Below are 16595 nucleotides of genomic sequence, written 5' to 3' on the forward strand. Positions count from 1 at the left end.
GCGAATGGGAGGAGCGAACGGTGAACACGGCCCGCAGCGGTGGCGAACTCGTCGTCGCGCAGTTGGAGAAGCACGGTGTCACCACGGCGTTCTGCGTGCCTGGTGAGAGTTATCTGGAGGTGCTCGACGCGCTGCACGACTCGCCGATCAGACTCGTCGTCTGCCGCCACGAAGGCGGCGCGGCGTACATGGCCGACGCGGACGCAAGGCTCACCGGCGGCGTCGGGGTGTGCCTGGTGACGCGCGGCCCGGGCGCATCGAACGCCCTCGTCGCCCTGCACACCGCCTGGCAGGGCCGGGTACCGCTGCTGCTGTTCGTCGGCCTCATCCCGCGCGGCGAACGCGATCGCGAAGCGTTCCAGGAGTTCGACCTGGCTCGCACGTTCGGCGCATCGGCGAAGTCCGTGCTGACGATCGACCGGGCCGACCGGATCCCCGAGCTGCTCGCGCAGGCCTTCCTCATCGCGCGCAGCGGTCGCCCCGGTCCGGTCGTGGTGGGGCTGCCGGAGGACATGCTCCGCGATGCCGTCGAGGTGGGGGACGGGGAGCCGTTCCCGCTGCCGCGAACGGCGATCGGCGCCGAGCAGGCGAACTCGGTGGCGGACCTGATCGCCGACGCCCGGCGGCCGCTGGTGGTGCTCGGCGGTTCGCCGTGGGAACCCGGCGCAGCCGCGCTGATCCGGCAGTGGGCCGAGAACTGGGAGCTGCCGGTGGTCACCGACTTCCGGCACCAGGACCTCCTGGACAACGAATCGGCCTCCTACGCGGGGTACTTGGGGTTCGGCCGCGACGAGGAAGCCGCTCGCGCACTCGCCGACGCGGATGTCGTGATCGCGGTCGGCACCCCGCTCGGCGACGTGGCCTCGGACGGCTGGTCGCTGGTGCGGCCGGACGCCGCGGTCGTGTCGGTGTTGCCGGACCCGGAAGGGCATGCCGCGATCCACCGGCCGCGGTACCGGTTCCTCGCCACCCCGGCGGCCTTCGCCGGGGCCATGGCTGCGACGTCGCCACCCGACGAGCGCCCGTGGGCCGCGCGCACGCGCGAGTTGCGCGAACGTTTCGAGTGGTACCGCACGCCGCAACCGGTCGGTGATCGGCTGGACCTCGGAATCGCCATGGCGGAGCTGCAAAAACGCCTACCGGCCGACACCGTCGTAACGTTCGGTGCGGGCAACCACGCCCTGTGGGCGCAGCGCTACCTGTCCTACCGCACCTATCCCGCGCAGCTGGCGCCGCGCAACGGCTCGATGGGCTACGGTGTCCCGGCGGCGGTGGCCGCAGCCATCCGGCATCCGCGGCGGCGGGTCGTATCGGTGGCCGGAGACGGATGCTTCCTCATGAACGGCCAGGAGTTCGCCACGGCCGTCGCCGAGGGCGCCGCGCCGGTGATCCTCGTGGTCAGCAACGGCATGTACGGCACGATCCGCCAGCACCAGGCGCTGCGGCATCCCGGCCGGGAATCTGGAACGCGCCTGGTGAACCCCGACTTCGCCGCATACGCCCGAGCCTTCGGTGGGCACGGCGAATTGGTCGAGGAAACCGGGCAGGTCGGTCCGGCGCTGGACCGCGCCTTCGCCGCCGGCCTCCCGGCCATCGTCGAGCTGCGCATCGACGGCGCCCGGATCGCCCCGGAAACCACGCTCGACGATCTGCGGGAATGACCGGCTGCTCGGCAACCTCGGATGGCGCACGCGTGATCCGGTGGTTGCCTGAACGCCACCCGTCATGTGCAGGATGGGCGGGTGAGGATCCTGCCCGATGACGGCCCGCTGCGCCTCGCGGACCTGCTCGCCGAGGCGGCGCTGGGACTGCGGCTGCTGACCGCGGCCGACACCGGCCCCGCCCGCCAGATCGACGGCGCGCACGCCATCGAGATCGCCAACCCGTCGCGGTGGGTGCCGCCGCACTGGCTGCTGCTGACGACCGGCATGCGCATCCAGCGCAAGCCGGCGGAGCAGCGGGCGCTGGTCCGGGAGCTCGCGGGGTCCAACATCGCCGCGCTCGGCTACGCGACCGGCATCGTCACGCGGCGGGTCCCGGCGGCACTGCTGGACGAGGCGGACCGGTTGGGGTTCCCGGTGATCGAGGTGCCGCTGGAGACGCCGCACCGGGACGTGATCGGCTTCGTGCAGCAGAAGGTGCTGAGCTCCTCCCCGGAACTGCTGCAACGGGTGCTGCAAACCCAGGAATATCTGATGGGCGTGGCGGAAGACGACCCGCTCGCGCACGCCGAAGCCCCCGAGATCGCGCTGCTGCGGCGGTTGCAACCGCTGGTGGGCACCGAAGTGATCCTGCTGCGCACCGATGGCCGCCCGAACTGGCCGGAAGACCACTTGCACGCCAGAGAGCTGCGCGAGGCCCTGCACGCGCGGCCGGCCAACGGCCCGGCGGAAGTCGGCGTCGGCGACCTGCGGTACCTCGCGCTGCCGGTGCGAACCGGGCCTTACATGTTCGGCTGGCTGGTCCGGGAGGCCCGGGACGGGGACGGGGCGCAGCTCCTGCCGGTGTTGCGTTCGGCGGCCCAACTGCTGGGCGTGATGTACGTGGCTCGTGAGCACGAACCTGCGGAACTCCGCGCACAGCGCCGGCATCTGCTCGAAAGTGCGCTCTTCCACGGGGCTACCGCGAACGGCGACGGAGACCTGGACAGGCGGGCCCGCATCGTCGGCTTCGACTTCGGCTCGGACTGCCGCGTGCTGCTCTACCGGCCGGCCGGGAACCGCTCCGCGCTGGGCCAGGTGGAGGCGGCGCTGAACGCGGCCCGGATGCCGTTCCTGGCCACCACGCGCGGTGCCGATGTCGTCGTTTTCGCCCAGGGTGGGCGAGAAACCCTGGTCGGTTCGGTCGAATCGCTGCCGTCGGGGCAGGTCGGCGTCGGCCGCGCGGTGCGCTCGCTGGGGCGGGCGAAGGAGTCGCTGACCGACGCCGAGTTCGTGCTCGGCCGGATGACCGCGGCGCCCGGCAAGCTGACTGTCGCGGACTTCTCAGACCTGTCCCTGGCGAACTGGCTGATCGCCCGGCTGCCGAGCGCCGAGATCGCGGAGAAGTCGGGCGACTTCCTGGCCGGGCTGCGGGAGCAACCGCTGCTGTTCGAAACGGTCGTCGCCTACCTGGGCGCGGACCTCGACACGACGGCCACCGCGGAGGCCTTGCACCTGCATCCGAACTCGGTGCGCTACCGGCTCACCCGGGCCGAACACGTGCTCGGTGCGCCGCTGCGCCGTCCGGAGACGATCGCCGGCCTGCACGCCGCGCTGCTGTCCGAGGGCCTGCTCTGATCTGCGGTTTCGGCCGCGTCGGCCACTGGTCGAATGGTCGGCGAACCCGGCTGCTTCGAAGACCTCGCAGCGAAGGCCCCTAGTCGGCCTTGGGCCAAGGAACGCGCATCGCGAAGTGCAGCCACGTCGCCAGCACCGCCAGGGCTGCCGTCGCACCGCCGAGCGCCATGACCGTCGACGGGGACGTCCGGTCCAGGACGACGCCGCCGACCAAGGCTCCCGTAGAGAGGGTCGCCTGGAACGACGCGGTTAACAGCACTGACGCCGCCTCCGGCGCGTGCGGGGCGGACTTCGCGAACCACGTCTGAGAGGCGACCGGCACGGCGCCGTAGGCGATGCCCCAGACGACGAGCAGCCCAACCGCACCAATACCGGACCGGCCGAGCACCGGCTGCAGCAGGGTTGCCCCGGCGATCATGCCTGCGGCGATCCCGAATGCGGCGTGCGGACGACGCGCCACGAGCGCTCCTCCAGCAAAGTTCCCGACAATCCCGGCGACTCCGTATGTCAGCAGAAAGGCCGTGATCAGACCCGGGCCAACGTGGGTGACTTGTTCGAGGAACGGGGTCACGTAGGTGTAAGCGCCGAAGTGGGCGAGCACGACGAGGAACGTCAGCAGCAGTGCGAAGCGGATGTTGCCGCCCCGGAACATTCCGCGAAGCACGCTCAGGCGGGTGACCTGCACCGGAGGCATCGCGGGAACAACCGCGAGCAGCATCGCGAACACCGCCGCCGCCAGCACGCCCATCACCGCGAAAGCCGCCCGCCAGCCCGCGAGATCCCCGATGAACGTGCCCACGGGCACCCCGAGCACGGATCCAAGGGGTACCGCGGCGAAGATCACCGCGGTCGCCCGGCCGACCGACTCCGCGCGCACCAGCCGCCCGGCCAGGCCGGCCGCGATCGACCAGAAACCACCGATGGTGATCCCCACCAGCACCCGCGAGACCAGGACGAGCCAGTAGTCCGGGGCGACCGCGGCAAGGAAGCTCGCCAGCGCCAGCAGCGCCATGAAGCCGCTCAGCATCAGCCGGCGGTCGATGCGCGCGGTCGCCACCGTGACCAGCGGGGCGGAGATCGCCGCGAGGAAGCCCGGCATGGTCATCATCAGCCCCGCCATCCCGTCCGAGATCGCGAAGTCGGCGCCGATCGACGTCAGCAGCCCGATCGGCAGGATCTCGATGGTGACGATCGAGAAGATCCCCAGCATCACGGCGACCACGCCGAGCCAACCGAGCAACGACGATCGCGTTGGTGCTGCGGGGGTTCCGGTCGCAGCGGTGATTGTGGACAACGGTTCCATGCGCTCCAGTGCAGCAACGACCGGGGCCGGGATCTGGCAGGTTTGAGACCTCACCCCAACGAAACACGTCGACGTCGCATTCCTGCCGGTCGGACGAATCCGCCACGCCATTGAGCTCGGACTTGCGGGTCGACCTAAGCTCTGAGCATGGCGAAGTACTTCGACGTGCATCCGGAGAACCCGCAGCGGCGCGCGATCGGGCAGGTGGTGGACATCGTCCGCGACAACGGCCTCATCGCGTACCCGACGGACTCGTGCTTCGCGCTCGGCGCCCAGCTCGGCAACAAGGACGGCATCGACCGGATCCGGGCCATCCGGCACCTCGACGACCGGCACCACTTCACCCTGGTGTGCCAGAACTTCGCGCAGCTCGGCCAGTTCGTGATCATCAACAACGCGGTGTTCCGCGCCATCAAGGCGTCGACGCCGGGCAGCTACACGTTCATCCTGCCCGCCACCAAGGAAGTGCCGCGCCGGCTGATGCACCCGAAGAAGAAGACCGTCGGCGTGCGCATCCCGGACCACGTCGTGGTGCAGGCGCTGCTGGCCGAGCTCGGCGAGCCGATGCTGTCCAGCACGCTGCTGCTGCCCGGCGAGGAGGAGCCGATGACGCAGGGCTGGCAGATCAAGGACGAGCTCGACCACGTCCTGGACGCCGTGATCGACTCCGGAGAGTGCGGCACCGAACCCACCACGGTGATCGACTTCTCCGGCCCGGAGCCGGAGATCGTCCGTCGCGGCGCCGGCGACACCTCGCGCTTCGAGTAGCGCGCCGGGCACTGCCCGCAGGCGGCTCCCACCATCCGGTGGGGGCCGTTTTTCATTGCCGCGACCAGCGGAATCGCTCGCGCGCGACGTTGCGGACGTTCACATCGTGGAACGTATACACAAATCTTTGACGTGTACACATTCGCGGCAGAGGATGCACCCAACGCATCCGGACGGAGGACGAACCGATGGGCGAAACGGAGACACCGGCGATCCCGCCGCGACTGGACCACGTCGTGATCGCCACGCCGACGCTGGACGAGACGGTCGCCGAGTTCACCGCCCGCACCGGCGTGCGGCCCGCCGCGGGCGGTGCCCACCCGGACCGCGGCACCCGCAACTACCTGGTCTCCTTCGGCGGCGACAGCTACCTGGAGATCATCGGGCCGGACCCCGCTCGCACCGTCGGCGACGACGCCCTCACCTTCGGGCTGGCGGCGCTGCGCGAACCCCGCGTCGCCGCCTGGGCGGTGCACCCGGCCGACATCGACGAGGCCACGGCGCACATCGGCCCGGTCGGCCCGGGACAGCGCCGCACCACCACCGGCGAGCTGCTCGAATGGCGCCTCTCCGAACCGCCGAACGGGCTGCCCGACGGCGTCGTCCCGTTCCTCATCGACTGGGGCACCACGACCTCGCCTGCCGTCGGGCCGCCGGAAGTGGAGCTGGTGTCGTTCACCGGCAGCCACCCGGATCCCGGCCGCGTGCGCCCGGTGCTGACGGCGATCGGCACCTCGCTGCGGCTGGCCGCCGGACCCGCCGGGCTCGTCCTCACCCTCTCCGGCGAGCACGGCCTCGTCGAATTCCGCTGAACCGCACCGAAAACCGAACACCGATGGGAAAGCGCCACCGATGACCGACACGATGCGCGCGCTGGTCCTGGAAGGACACGGCGACCTCGATCAGCTCCGCCTGCGCGACGACCACCCGAAGCCCACCGCCACCCCCGGTCACGTCGTGATCAAGGTGCGGGCGACGTCGTTCAACTACCACGACATCTTCACCACCCGCGGCATGCCGGGCATCAAGATCCCGTTCCCGGTGGTCATCGGCCTGGACCTGGTGGGCGACGTCGCCGAGCTCGGCGAGGGCGTGACCGGCTGGTCGGTGGGTGACCGCGTGCTGGTGCACCCGATCCACCCGGAGCGGGGCCTGATGGGCGAGACCCTCGACGGCGGCCTCGCGCAGTACGCGCTGGTGTCGGCCGAGCAGCTGATCCCGCTGCCCGACGAGGTCGAGTACGCCCAGGCCGCGGCGCTGCCGGTGGCCTACGGCACCGCGCACCGGATGATCGTCGGGAAGGAGACCGTCAAGGCCGGTGACAAGGTGCTGATCCTCGGCGCCTCCGGCGGCGTCGGCACCGCCTCGGTGATCCTCTGCAAGAGGCTCGGTGCGCACGTGATCACCGCCGTCGGCGACGACGAGAAGGGCGCGAAGCTCAAGGAGATCGGCGCCGACGAGGTCGTCAACTACAAGACCGAGAGCTTCCTGGACTACGTCAAGGAGCACCACGGCAAGCCGCAGCGCTACAGCTACGACACCGGCGTCGACGTGGTGATCAACTACACCGGCGGCGACACCTGGGCGCCGACCCTGCGCTGCGTGAAGCTCGGCGGCAAGATCCTGGTCTGCGGCGCCACGGCGGGCTACGACCCGACCGAGGACCTGCGCTACATCTGGACCTTCGAGCTCCAGGTGATCGGCTCCAACGGGTTCACCGGCGACGACTTCCGCGCACTGCTCGACGGCGTCGCGGCCGGCGACTACGCGCCGCTGATCGACCAGGTCCTGCCGCTGTCGCGGGCCCGCGAGGGCCTGGCCCGGCTGGAGGAGCGCAAGTTCATCGGCAAGATCGTCGTCGACCCGTGGGGCGACGAGTGATGGCCGGGCTGACCGCCTCGGACGTCGAGGAACTGCTGCGGGCCGCGCCCTTCCACCGGTGGCTGGACCTGCGGGTCGTCGAGCTGACCAAGGACCGCATCGAGCTCACCGCGCGGTGGCGCGAGGAGTGGGTCGGCAACCACGAAACCCGCGCCACGCACGGCGGAATCCTGGCCTCGCTGCTGGACCTCGCCGCCGACTGGGCGCTCACCGGCACCATCGGCCGCGGCGTGCCCACGGTGGACCTGACCGTCAACTACCTGCGCGCGGCGCTGCCGGGCGACCTGCGGGTGATCGGCCGCCTGATCCGGCCCGGCAGGCAGGTGTCGGTGGCCGAGGCCGAGGTGCTCGACCAGGACGGCCGGACCGTCGCCATCGGGCGGGGCACCTTCCTGTCCGCCGCGGTGCAGTGAGGAAGAGCATGAGCAACTTCGACCACCGCAACCAGGGCGACGTCGTCACCGCCGACCGACCGGACGCGCCGGCCATCATCGCCGTGACCGGATCCGGCGCCCGCCGGCTGACCTACCGCGAGTTCGACGCGGCCGTCGACGCGGTCGCCGCCTGGACCTCGGGCCAGGGCCTGAGCCGCGGCGACGCGGTGGGCATCATCGGCGAGAACACCCCGGAGTGGCTGGTGGCGTTCTACGCCTTGCAGCGCGCCGGGTTCGTGCCGGTGCCGGTCAGCTACAAGCTGCCCAGCGACGGCGTCGCGTACGTGCTGGAAAACGCCGGAGCGAAGGCGGTTTTCGCCGATGCGCGCGGCGGCGAGCTCGTCGCGGGCAGCGGTGTCCGGGTGTGGGAGCTCGACGGGCTGATCGAGCGGACGCCCCGCGGCGACGGGAAGTTCGCCTCGGTCGTGCCCGATCCCGAAGACCCGGCGATGATCCTCTACACCTCGGGTTCCACCGGTCGCCCGAAGGGCGTCGTGCTCTCCCAGCGCAGCCACCTGTGGGTGCTGGGCCTGCAGGCGAGCACGCCCGGCCCCGCCGACGCCCGCTACCTGGTGGCCGCGCCGCTGTACCACATGAACGCCCTGGCCAACTGCCAGCAGGCGTTCGGCGTCGGCGCGACCGTGGTGCTGCTGCCCAAGTTCTCCGCGCGGCAGTTCCTCCAGGCGGTGGGGGAGCACCGGGTGACCCGGGTGACCGGCGTGCCGCCGATGTTCGCGCTGCTGCTCCGCGAGGACGACCTCGTGGCCACAGTGGACACCAGCAGCGTCATCGACGTGTTCATGGGCTCCGCGCCCGCATCGCAGGCGCTGTTCCACGACGTCCGCGCCCTGTTCCCGCGCGCCGACCTGCACTTCGGCTACGGGACCACGGAATCCGGCCCGGTGGCGTTCACCGATCACCCGGGCGGCCTGCCCACTCCCGACGGCTCGGTCGGCGTGGCCGACCCGGCCGTCGAGCTGCGGCTGGTGGACTCCACCGGCACGACCGCCACGGGTGAGGGTGTGCTGGAGATCCGCTGCCCGGCGCTGATGACCGGCTACCACCGGCGGCCCGACCTGCCCAGCCCGGTGACCGCGGACGGCTTCTACCACACCAAGGACGTCTTCCGCGTCGACGACAACGGGTTCTACTTCTTCACCGGCCGCGAGGACGACATGTTCACCAGCGGCGGCGAGAACGTCTACCCGGCGGCGGTGGAGGAGATCCTCGAATCGCACCCGGCCGTCCGCCAGGCCGCGGTGATCGGGGTGCCCGACGAGATCAAGGGCCACAAGCCGGTCGCGTTCGTCAGCCTCCGCCCGGCCACCCAGGCCGGCCCCGACGAGCTTCGGAAGCACGTGCTGGACAACGCCGAACCGTACGCGCACCCGCGCCAGGTCTGGATCGTCGACGAGCTGCCGCTGTCCTCGACCAACAAGATCGACCGCAACGTGCTCGCGCACCGCGCGGCGGAACTGCTCGGAGGTGCGGCGACGTGAGCACCGCCGACGCGGCCGCCGAGCAGTACGCGAACCTCCGCAGGCTGATCCTGGAGCAGCAGCTCAAGCCGGGCACCGTGCTGCTGGAAACCGCGCTGGCGGCGCGCTTCGGCGTGTCCCGCACGCCGGTCCGGGAGGCGCTGGCGCGACTGGCCCAGGAAGGCCTGATCACCAAGCAGAAGCGCGGCTACGTTGTGGACGAGCTGAGCCCGGAGGAGATCATCGAGGTCTTCGACGTGCGCATCCTGCTGGAGTGCGCCGCCGTGGAGAAGGCCGCCACCGACTGCGACGACTTCCGGCTCGCCCACCTCGAACAGCTCACCGAGCAGCTCGACGAGCTCATCGCGACGCTGCGGACCGCGATCGACACCGGCGACACCGCGACGCAGGCCGCCACCGGCGAGGCGATCCTCGCCGCAAACGTGCGCTGGCACGAGGCGCTGCGCGCCGGCAGCCGCAACCGGACGCTGATCCGGATGATCAACCAGCTGATGGACGTGCAGAAGATCTACAACCCGCTGATGAAGGTGCACGACCTGGCGGAGATCTCCAAGGGCCAGCAGCAGCACCACGAGCTGGTGGCCGCGCTGCGCGACCGCGACCCGGCCCGGGCCCGCGCGATCATGGCCGACCACCTCACCCGGGTGCGGCAGATCCGGGTGGCCGAGTTCGCCCGCAGCCTGCATTCCGCGGAACAGCGCGGGAGCTCGTCATGACCGCGGTGCACACCGCCCGGCCCACCAGGCCGGGCTGGCTGCTGGCGGCGGGCACCGTCGTGGTCCTGCTGGTGCTGGAAGAGGTCCTCACCCGCACCGGCGTGCTCCCGGCGGACTACTTCCCGCCGGTCAGCCAGATCGTCGCGGCGCTGCTGCCGGAACTGGCCGGGGCGCCGCTGTGGCTCCAGCTCGGTCAGACGCTGCAGGGCTGGTTCGTGGCGCTGGTGCTGGCGACCGCGCTCGCGGTCCCGCTCGGGCTGCTGCTCGGCACTGTGTGGTGGGCGCGGGCCCTGACCAGGCCGGTCGTGGAGTTCCTCCGCCCGGTCCCGTCGGTGGCGCTGATCCCGCTGGTCGTGCTCGCGCTGGGCACCGGCAAGCAGAGCGAGCTGTTCCTGGCCACGTTCGCGGCGTTCTGGCAACTGCTGGTGGCCACGACGGCGGGCGCGGGAGCGGTCGACCAGGTCACCGCGGAAGCCGCCCGCTGCTACGGGCTGACCAGGGCGCAGACCCTGCGCTGGGTGGCGCTGCCCTCGGCGCTGCCGTACCTGATGACCGGCATCCGGGTCGCCTCGGCGACCTCGCTGATCCTGGTCGTCACGGCCGAGATCATCATCGGCGTGCCGGGCCTGGGCGCGCAGATCAGCCTCAACCGCGCCGGCGGCTCGCCGGACCTGATGTACGCGTACATCATCGTCACCGGCCTGCTCGGCTGGCTGATCAACACCGCGCTGGCCGCGGGGGAGCGGCGAGTGCTGCACTGGGACGCGGCGAATCGGGGTCCGCGATGAACCGACGAGTCCTGTCCGCACTGCTCGGCGTGGTCGGCGCCGTCGCCACCGTGGCGATCTGGTGGCTGGCCACCGAGAACTCCGCCAGCGTCTACTTCCCGCCGCTGAGCCGCATCCTGGAGACCGCCCAGGAGCACTGGCTGTCCGCCGAGGGTCGCGCCGACATCGCCTCCAGCATCGGAAACCTGCTGTCCGGTCTGGTCATCGGCGTCGTCGTGGGCATCGTGGTCGGCGTGGCGCTCGGCCAGGTCCCGTTGCTGCACCGGGCGCTGTCGCCGAGCATCGAGTTCGTCCGCGCCATCCCGGCCACCGCGCTGCTGCCGTTCGCGATGATGCTGTTCGGGCTCGGCACCGAGATGAAGGTGTTCCTGATCGCGCTGGGCTGCGTGTGGCCGGTGCTGCTCAACGCGCTGGACGGCACGCGTTCGCTGGAGCCGACGCTGCGCGACACCGCCAGCGTCTACGGCATCACCGGCGTGCGCCGGCAGCTGAACGTCGTGCTGCCCGCGGCCGCGCCGCGCATCGCCAGCGGCATCCGGGTCGCCATCCCGCTGAGCCTGATCCTGACGGTCACCAGCGAGATGGTCGGCAGTCACCAGGGCATCGGGTTCGTCATCGTGGACGCGCAGAACACCTTCCGCATCACCGACATGTGGTCCGGGGTGCTGCTGCTCGGCGTCCTCGGCTTCGCCCTGACCTGGCTGTTCGGCGTGGCCGAAAAACTGCTCCTGCCCTGGGAGAAACGCGCGGAGCGGGCGCGATGAGGCGCGCTCCACTTCGGACACCGGTGAGGAAGACATGCTCGAAGTAACCAACATCGCCAAGGAATTCCCCACCCGCACCGGAACCACGCGGGTCGTGGACGACGTCACCTTCACGGTCGGCGAACGGGAGTTCTTCACCATCGTCGGCCCGTCCGGCGCGGGCAAGACGACCGTGCTGCGCTGCCTCACCGGGCTGGCCAAGCCCACGGAGGGCACCGTCCGGTTCAACGGCAAGAAGATCGTGGGCCCGCCGCCGGAGTTCGCGGTGGTGTTCCAGGACTACGCGCGTTCGCTGATGGCGTGGTTCACCGTGCGGCGCAACGTCGAACTGCCGCTGCGCAACCTCGGGCTGTCCGCCGCCGAGCGGCGCGAGCGCGTCGACACCGCGCTCGCGCAGGTCGGCCTTTCCGCGGCGGGCTCGAAGTACCCGTGGCAGCTCTCCGGCGGCATGCAGCAGCGGGTGGCGATCGCCCGCGCGATCGCGTACCGGCCGCAGGTGCTGATCATGGACGAGCCGTTCGCCTCGGTCGACGCGCAGACCCGGGCCGACCTGGAAGACCTCCTGCTGCGGGTGCGCGACGAGACGGACCTGGCGCTGGTGTTCGTCACCCACGACGTGGACGAGGCGGTCTACCTCAGCGACCGGGTGGCGATCCTGAGCCGCTCGCCCAGCCGGATCGACGAGATCGTGCCGATCGACCTGCCCGCGCAGCGGGACCAGATCGGCACCAAGGAACTGCCGGAATTCGCCCGCCTGCGGGCGCACGTGTTCAGCCGGATCAGGGCGATGGTCAACACCGAGCCCGCGTCCGCGCACTAGGTTGGAGGAGAAAATGCGGGGAATCCCCAGGGTCTTCGCGGCGCTGGTCGCGTTGTTCGTGGTGGGGGTCTTGGCCGCCTGCGGCGGGCCGGAGCTCACCAAGACCGCCGACGGGCGCACCGCGCTGCGCGTCGGCATCATCCCGACCATCGACGCCGCGCCGCTGTACCTCGGCGTCAGCGAAGGCATCTTCGCCAAGCACGGGCTCGACGTGACGGTGCACGTCGCCGACAGCGGGGCCGCGCTGATCCCGGCGACGGTGAAGCAGGAGAACCAGATCGGCTACGCCAACGTGATCAGCGACTTCCAGGCCGCCGAGCAGGGGCTGGACATCAAGCTGGTGCACAACTGCTGCGGCTCCGGTGCGGATCCGGCCAAGGATGTCTCCCAGGTGCTGGTCAAGCCGGATGGCCCGATCCGCACCGTCGGCGACCTGGCGCACGCCAACATCGCGGTCAACTCGCTGCACAACATCGGCGAGGTGAGCATCAAGATGGCGCTGGAGAAGCGCGGCGTGGACGTCTCCGGCATCCGGTTCACGCCGATGCCGTTCTCGGACATGAACGACGCGCTCAAGCGCGGCGACGTGGACGCGATCTGGCAGGTCGAGCCGAACGTGCAGGCCGCCCTCGCCGCCGGGTTCACCCCGCTGATCTCGAACTTCGTCGAGGCCCGCCCGGAAGCGACGCTGGGCTACTACCTCACCAGCGGCGCGTTCGCGAAGCAGAACCCGCAGGTGGTCCAGGCGTTCTCGGACGCCATGGACGAGGCGAACCGGTTCGCCACCGAGCACCCGGACAAGGCGCGCGAGGCGGTGGTGACCAACCTGAGGTTCAACCCGGAGATCGTTTCGACCGCCAACCTGCCCACCTACCCGCAGGGGCTCGACCGCGCCAGCGCCGCGGAGTACGCCACCTACGCGGTCAAGTACGGAGCCATCGAGAAGGCGCCTGACCTGGACGGACTCTTCTGATCGGGGCCCGCGAACTGATCATGCGGGCGACGGCGACACGCCCGGGAAAACCAACCCCACACGAACCCCGCCGACCGTGTAGTGTCTACGTCGGTCGTATTTTTCTGGGGTCGTGTTCGCGCACACTCGCAGGATAGTGATGCGAGCGTGCTGCTATCTGGTTGTAGCTGGAGAAGTCGCCGTTCGAGATCAGCGACCCAGGCGGTTACGAAGTGTGAGCGCCTGTAGTAGTACCGGCTCCCAGAAGGAGAGAGACATGGCACAGGGAACCGTGAAGTGGTTCAACTCGGAAAAGGGCTTCGGCTTCATCGCGCCTGACGACGGCGGTGCGGACGTCTTCGTCCACTACTCGGCCATCGACGCGCGCGGTTTCCGCAGCCTCGACGAGGACCAGAAGGTCACCTACGAGGTCACCCAGGGCCCGAAGGGCCCGCAGGCCAGCGACGTTCGCATCGTCTGAGTTCGGGTGATCCGGCCGGTACCGGTTTCCGGGCCGGCCCCTGAGCTGCACGGAGGCCCCGCACCCCACCAGGTGCGGGGCCTCCGTCCTTTTCAAGCGCGCCGGCGGCGGAGCAGCCCGAACAGCGAGGCGACGAGCAGGAAGCCCGCGAGGATCGCGACCGCCAGGCCCATCCGGTGCAGCCCGGCGTCGTCCGCGTGCACGCCGAGCACCAGCGCCAGGAGCGCGGCGGCGAGGTTCGCGCCGACGTACTGCGAAGTGCGGTAGAGCCCGGACGCCGCGCCCATCCGCTCCGCCGGGGTGGCCGCGTACATCGCGCTCTGGTTGCCCATGTTGTTGAACCCGTTGGGCAGCCCCAGCATCGCGGCGATCACCAGCAGCAGCGGGATCGGCGAGTCCGCGTCCGGCACGGTCAGCAGCAGTCCGCCGACGCACAGCGCGGCCGTTCCGACGACCAGCGCCGCGCGCGGGCCGCGGCGGCGCTGCAGCCGGGTCGCCAGCAGCGTCGACACGGCGCCGACGGCGGCGATCGGCAGCACCACCAGCCCGGCGCCGACCGGTCCCAGGCCCCGGGTTTCCTCCAGCCACTGCGGCAGGCCGTAGAACACGCAGTAGAACGCCGAGTAGGTCAAAGTCGATCGGGGAGGTGGGTTCTATGCCGATTTTGTCGGCTGCAGTCGGTAAAATTGCAGTTCAGACATGGTTTAGGCTACCCATCTGTAGGGGCAACTTTTGTGCTCTTGTCGGCCCTCTTTGACCCATCTCCGGGTTGAACTTTGGTGCCCTGTGGCGGGTCCCGCCGCCCTAGTCTGGAGTCCCGTGGAGCGTGGCCTAACGGCGGACTCTTCGTGGTGCGAAGCTGTGGATGATCCATCCCTTCGCCGCCGTTCGCCTCGCCACCCAGCGACAGCTGTCGCTGAGGGCCCGCTGCGCACCGGGGAATTGACACCCGTATGCGCGGGGCCGACGCGATCAGCACCTCGAATGGTCAGCAGGGCTGGGAACGGTCCCGCGTGCGTGGGGCCGACGAAGCCGAGAACATCGCCGACGACCGTCCGGTAGAACCATCCCCGCAATGCGCGGGGCCGACCGAATGCCCCGGACTGTGGTGGGCCAGCAGCGACGACCATTGACACCGCGCATGCGTGGTGCCGACAAGATGGCGTCGGGCCCACCTCCGTGACGATCGGGGTTGGCAGGCGGCAGGGGTGCATGCGTCGCGGGATCGCGCAACCGTGCTGCACTCCAGCGGGGTTGACATCCGCCTGGTGAAGGCGCCTCACTCCGCGGGCCGTCGCCCGAGCTTTGTGGGCGACTTCGATTGGGATGACACCGAGGCTCGCCGTGCCGCGGCGAACCGCAACAGCGCGGCGTATGCGCCGGCCCCGCGTCAACCGGGGATGGACGCCCTTTTCGAGGTGGAGTACCCGGGTGCGGAGCAGGCCGTGCTGGCATGCCGCGACGTGTTCATTGTGTGGGGCGCCGAACTCGACTCCGGTCTCACCGCCGGCTGGCTCGGATTGCCCGCCATGAACGCGAACCACTGGCTCGCGGTCACGCAGTTGTGGTGGGACGAGCCGACGCCCGGTCAGGCCACCATCATCGGCATTGAGCCGCGGCCCAACGACGACTCGACCTTCGGTCACCGGCCTGTCCCGGCTCCCTCGATCAAGCTCAAGCCCCGCCATGCCGAAGGAAGCTAGTAGTGACGCTCGAATCCGAACCTGTTCTCCGTGCACGCCGACGCCGAGCCAGTGGCGCCGTCGTGGACTTCGACGGGTGACGCCTGTCTCTGGCCAGGCGGCTGCGTCGCCTGCAGCGCACCGCGCTGGCGGACAAGACCAGCGTGACCGCCGCCGCCATCACCCAGTTCGAACGCAACACCGCGCGCCCCACCAACACCGTCCTCGCCGAACTCGCTCTCGCGCTGGGAATGCCCACGGACTTTTTCCGGCAGGGACGCCCGATCGAGCAGGTACCCGCCAGCGCCTCGCACTTCCGGTCGCTGCGAGCGACCCCGGCGATCGCACGGGATCAAGCGCTGGCCTTCGCCGAGATCGCACTGGCCGTCATCGACGTCATCGAGCAGTACGTCGAGCTGCCGTCGGTTCCCGGCATCGCTGAACCAGTCGACGGTGAACCTGACTCCGATCAGATCGTCGCGATCGCGGCGAACACACGCTCACGCATGGGCGTCGGGCTCGGACCGATACCTCACGTCGTGCGGTTGCTGGAAGCGCACGGGATCGTCGTACTGCGCCTGCCGCCCGAGGTCGACGGCAAGGTCGATGCTTTCTCCACCGAAGCAGGCCACCGCCCCCTCGTCCTGCTCTCCCCGGCCAAGGACGACCGCGCACGCAGCAGGTTCGACGCCGCGCACGAACTAGGCCACCTGGTCATGCACCAGGACGTGCAACCCGGCTCGAAGATCATCGAGAGCCAGGCGAACCAGTTCGCCTCCGAGTTCCTTGCCCCGACTCCGGAGCTCGAACCCGATCTGCCGCGAAAGGTTGACTGGGAAGCGCTCCTGCTCGCCATGAAGAAATGGGGCATCAGTCTGGCTGCCCTCGTCTACCGAGCCCGTGGCATCGGTCTGTGTGTGTGGGGGGGTGTCCCTATGTGGTTGTCAAGCCGCAGCGGGCGCGGCGTCTGGATGGGGGTGCCGGTAGTAGGTCTTGTTGCGGAGCATGGCGAACAGGACGTCGCAGCGGCGCCGGGCCAGGCAGATCAGCGCGGCGTTGTGTTTCTTCCCTTCATCGCGTTTCCGCTGGTAGTAGGTCCTGCTGGTGGGATCGGACAAGGCCGCGAACGCAGCCAGGAAGAACGCTCGTTTGAGTTTGCGGTTGCCGGTTCTGGCCGGGTGTTCGCCCTTGATGGAGGAGCCCGAACTGCGGGTGACTGGGGCGATTCC

17 protein-coding genes and 1 pseudogene are annotated in these 16595 nt (G+C 70.1%); 15 read left to right on the forward strand and 3 right to left on the reverse strand.

Annotation, left to right across the window (positions count from 1 at the left end; all coding sequences use genetic code 11):
• Positions 1-20: 20 nt before the first annotated feature.
• Positions 21-1661: a thiamine pyrophosphate-dependent enzyme gene (locus tag BLW84_RS34300; RefSeq protein WP_093274129.1), complete on the forward strand. Its 1641-nt coding sequence runs from the start codon at positions 21-23 to the stop codon at positions 1659-1661.
• 81 nt (positions 1662-1742) lie between these two features.
• Positions 1743-3278, forward strand: a complete 1536-nt coding sequence (locus tag BLW84_RS50025; RefSeq protein ID WP_143061194.1) for a PucR family transcriptional regulator — start codon at positions 1743-1745, stop codon at positions 3276-3278.
• A gap of 79 nt (positions 3279-3357) precedes the next feature.
• On the opposite strand, the gene BLW84_RS34310 is transcribed toward BLW84_RS50025, so the two are convergent.
• Positions 3358-4581 (reverse strand): MFS transporter, encoded by a 1224-nt coding sequence (locus BLW84_RS34310; RefSeq protein WP_093274132.1) that lies wholly within the window; start codon positions 4579-4581, stop codon positions 3358-3360.
• A 147-nt stretch (positions 4582-4728) separates the two neighbouring features.
• Here BLW84_RS34310 and BLW84_RS34315 point away from each other — a divergent pair, with 147 nt between their 5' ends.
• The 11 genes from BLW84_RS34315 (at position 4729) to BLW84_RS34365 (ending at position 13684) form a co-directional block, all read left to right on the forward strand.
• Positions 4729-5349: an L-threonylcarbamoyladenylate synthase gene (locus BLW84_RS34315; RefSeq protein WP_093274135.1), complete on the forward strand. Its 621-nt coding sequence runs from the start codon at positions 4729-4731 to the stop codon at positions 5347-5349.
• Positions 5350-5537: 188 nt separating this feature from the next.
• A complete protein-coding gene (locus BLW84_RS34320; RefSeq protein ID WP_093274137.1) occupies positions 5538-6161 on the forward strand; it encodes a VOC family protein in 624 nt (207 codons plus the stop codon).
• A gap of 40 nt (positions 6162-6201) precedes the next feature.
• A complete protein-coding gene (locus BLW84_RS34325) occupies positions 6202-7230 on the forward strand; it encodes a zinc-binding dehydrogenase (RefSeq protein WP_093274140.1) in 1029 nt (342 codons plus the stop codon).
• Positions 7230-7643 (forward strand): PaaI family thioesterase, encoded by a 414-nt coding sequence (locus BLW84_RS34330; protein ID WP_177226844.1) that lies wholly within the window; start codon positions 7230-7232, stop codon positions 7641-7643. The genes BLW84_RS34325 and BLW84_RS34330 overlap by 1 nt, the downstream gene beginning before the upstream one ends.
• 8 nt (positions 7644-7651) lie before the next feature.
• Entirely contained in the window at positions 7652-9163 is a 1512-nt protein-coding gene (locus tag BLW84_RS34335; protein ID WP_093274144.1) for a class I adenylate-forming enzyme family protein, read from the forward strand.
• Positions 9160-9879 carry a GntR family transcriptional regulator gene (locus BLW84_RS34340; protein ID WP_093274146.1) on the forward strand — a complete coding sequence of 240 codons (720 nt, stop codon included), beginning with the start codon at positions 9160-9162 and terminating at the stop codon, positions 9877-9879. The genes BLW84_RS34335 and BLW84_RS34340 overlap by 4 nt, the downstream gene beginning before the upstream one ends.
• Positions 9876-10667 carry an ABC transporter permease gene (locus BLW84_RS34345; RefSeq protein WP_093274148.1) on the forward strand — a complete coding sequence of 264 codons (792 nt, stop codon included), beginning with the start codon at positions 9876-9878 and terminating at the stop codon, positions 10665-10667. Before BLW84_RS34340 ends, BLW84_RS34345 begins: the two co-directional genes overlap by 4 nt.
• Positions 10664-11431: an ABC transporter permease gene (locus tag BLW84_RS34350; RefSeq protein ID WP_093274150.1), complete on the forward strand. Its 768-nt coding sequence runs from the start codon at positions 10664-10666 to the stop codon at positions 11429-11431. The genes BLW84_RS34345 and BLW84_RS34350 overlap by 4 nt, the downstream gene beginning before the upstream one ends.
• Before the next feature lie 34 nt (positions 11432-11465).
• Positions 11466-12251: an ABC transporter ATP-binding protein gene (locus tag BLW84_RS34355; RefSeq protein WP_093274153.1), complete on the forward strand. Its 786-nt coding sequence runs from the start codon at positions 11466-11468 to the stop codon at positions 12249-12251.
• Positions 12252-12264: 13 nt separating this feature from the next.
• Entirely contained in the window at positions 12265-13224 is a 960-nt protein-coding gene (locus BLW84_RS34360) for an ABC transporter substrate-binding protein (protein ID WP_093274156.1), read from the forward strand.
• Positions 13225-13480: 256 nt separating this feature from the next.
• Positions 13481-13684 carry a cold-shock protein gene (locus BLW84_RS34365; RefSeq protein WP_010692713.1) on the forward strand — a complete coding sequence of 68 codons (204 nt, stop codon included), beginning with the start codon at positions 13481-13483 and terminating at the stop codon, positions 13682-13684.
• Between the two features lie 92 nt (positions 13685-13776).
• On the opposite strand, the gene BLW84_RS34370 is transcribed toward BLW84_RS34365, so the two are convergent.
• The gene (locus tag BLW84_RS34370; protein ID WP_093274159.1) at positions 13777-14316 is read right to left on the reverse strand and encodes an MFS transporter; all 540 of its coding nucleotides are present in this window, start codon (positions 14314-14316) and stop codon (positions 13777-13779) included.
• A gap of 603 nt (positions 14317-14919) precedes the next feature.
• On the opposite strand from BLW84_RS34370, the gene BLW84_RS34375 reads away from it, so the two are divergent.
• Together BLW84_RS34375 and BLW84_RS49500 are read left to right on the forward strand one after the other, a co-directional pair.
• The gene (locus BLW84_RS34375; protein ID WP_143061195.1) at positions 14920-15387 is read left to right on the forward strand and encodes a hypothetical protein; all 468 of its coding nucleotides are present in this window, start codon (positions 14920-14922) and stop codon (positions 15385-15387) included.
• Positions 15388-15488: 101 nt separating this feature from the next.
• Positions 15489-16253 (forward strand): annotated as a pseudogene (locus BLW84_RS49500) (helix-turn-helix domain-containing protein); the annotation flags it as partial.
• 57 nt (positions 16254-16310) lie between these two features.
• Here the strand turns inward: BLW84_RS49500 and BLW84_RS47925 are convergent.
• Positions 16311-16595, reverse strand: a 285-nt coding sequence (locus BLW84_RS47925) for a transposase (protein ID WP_177226846.1), incomplete at its 5' end; no start/stop codon positions are given.

Origin of the sequence: Saccharopolyspora shandongensis, assembly GCF_900106995.1 — a bacterium.
Lineage (GTDB): Bacteria > Actinomycetota > Actinomycetes > Mycobacteriales > Pseudonocardiaceae > Saccharopolyspora > Saccharopolyspora shandongensis.

Coding starts and splice junctions, on each gene's coding strand:
- BLW84_RS34325 (WP_093274140.1), top strand. CDS start 6,202: ATGACCGACACGATGCGCGCGCTGGTCCTGGAAGGACACGGCGACCTC.
- BLW84_RS34365 (WP_010692713.1), top strand. CDS start 13,481: ATGGCACAGGGAACCGTGAAGTGGTTCAACTCGGAAAAGGGCTTCGGC.
- BLW84_RS34350 (WP_093274150.1), top strand. CDS start 10,664: ATGAACCGACGAGTCCTGTCCGCACTGCTCGGCGTGGTCGGCGCCGTC.
- BLW84_RS34360 (WP_093274156.1), top strand. CDS start 12,265: ATGCGGGGAATCCCCAGGGTCTTCGCGGCGCTGGTCGCGTTGTTCGTG.
- BLW84_RS34315 (WP_093274135.1), top strand. CDS start 4,729: ATGGCGAAGTACTTCGACGTGCATCCGGAGAACCCGCAGCGGCGCGCG.
- BLW84_RS34355 (WP_093274153.1), top strand. CDS start 11,466: ATGCTCGAAGTAACCAACATCGCCAAGGAATTCCCCACCCGCACCGGA.
- BLW84_RS34330 (WP_177226844.1), top strand. CDS start 7,230: ATGGCCGGGCTGACCGCCTCGGACGTCGAGGAACTGCTGCGGGCCGCG.
- BLW84_RS34335 (WP_093274144.1), top strand. CDS start 7,652: ATGAGCAACTTCGACCACCGCAACCAGGGCGACGTCGTCACCGCCGAC.
- BLW84_RS34320 (WP_093274137.1), top strand. CDS start 5,538: ATGGGCGAAACGGAGACACCGGCGATCCCGCCGCGACTGGACCACGTC.
- BLW84_RS34345 (WP_093274148.1), top strand. CDS start 9,876: ATGACCGCGGTGCACACCGCCCGGCCCACCAGGCCGGGCTGGCTGCTG.
- BLW84_RS34310 (WP_093274132.1), bottom strand. CDS start 4,581: ATGGAACCGTTGTCCACAATCACCGCTGCGACCGGAACCCCCGCAGCA.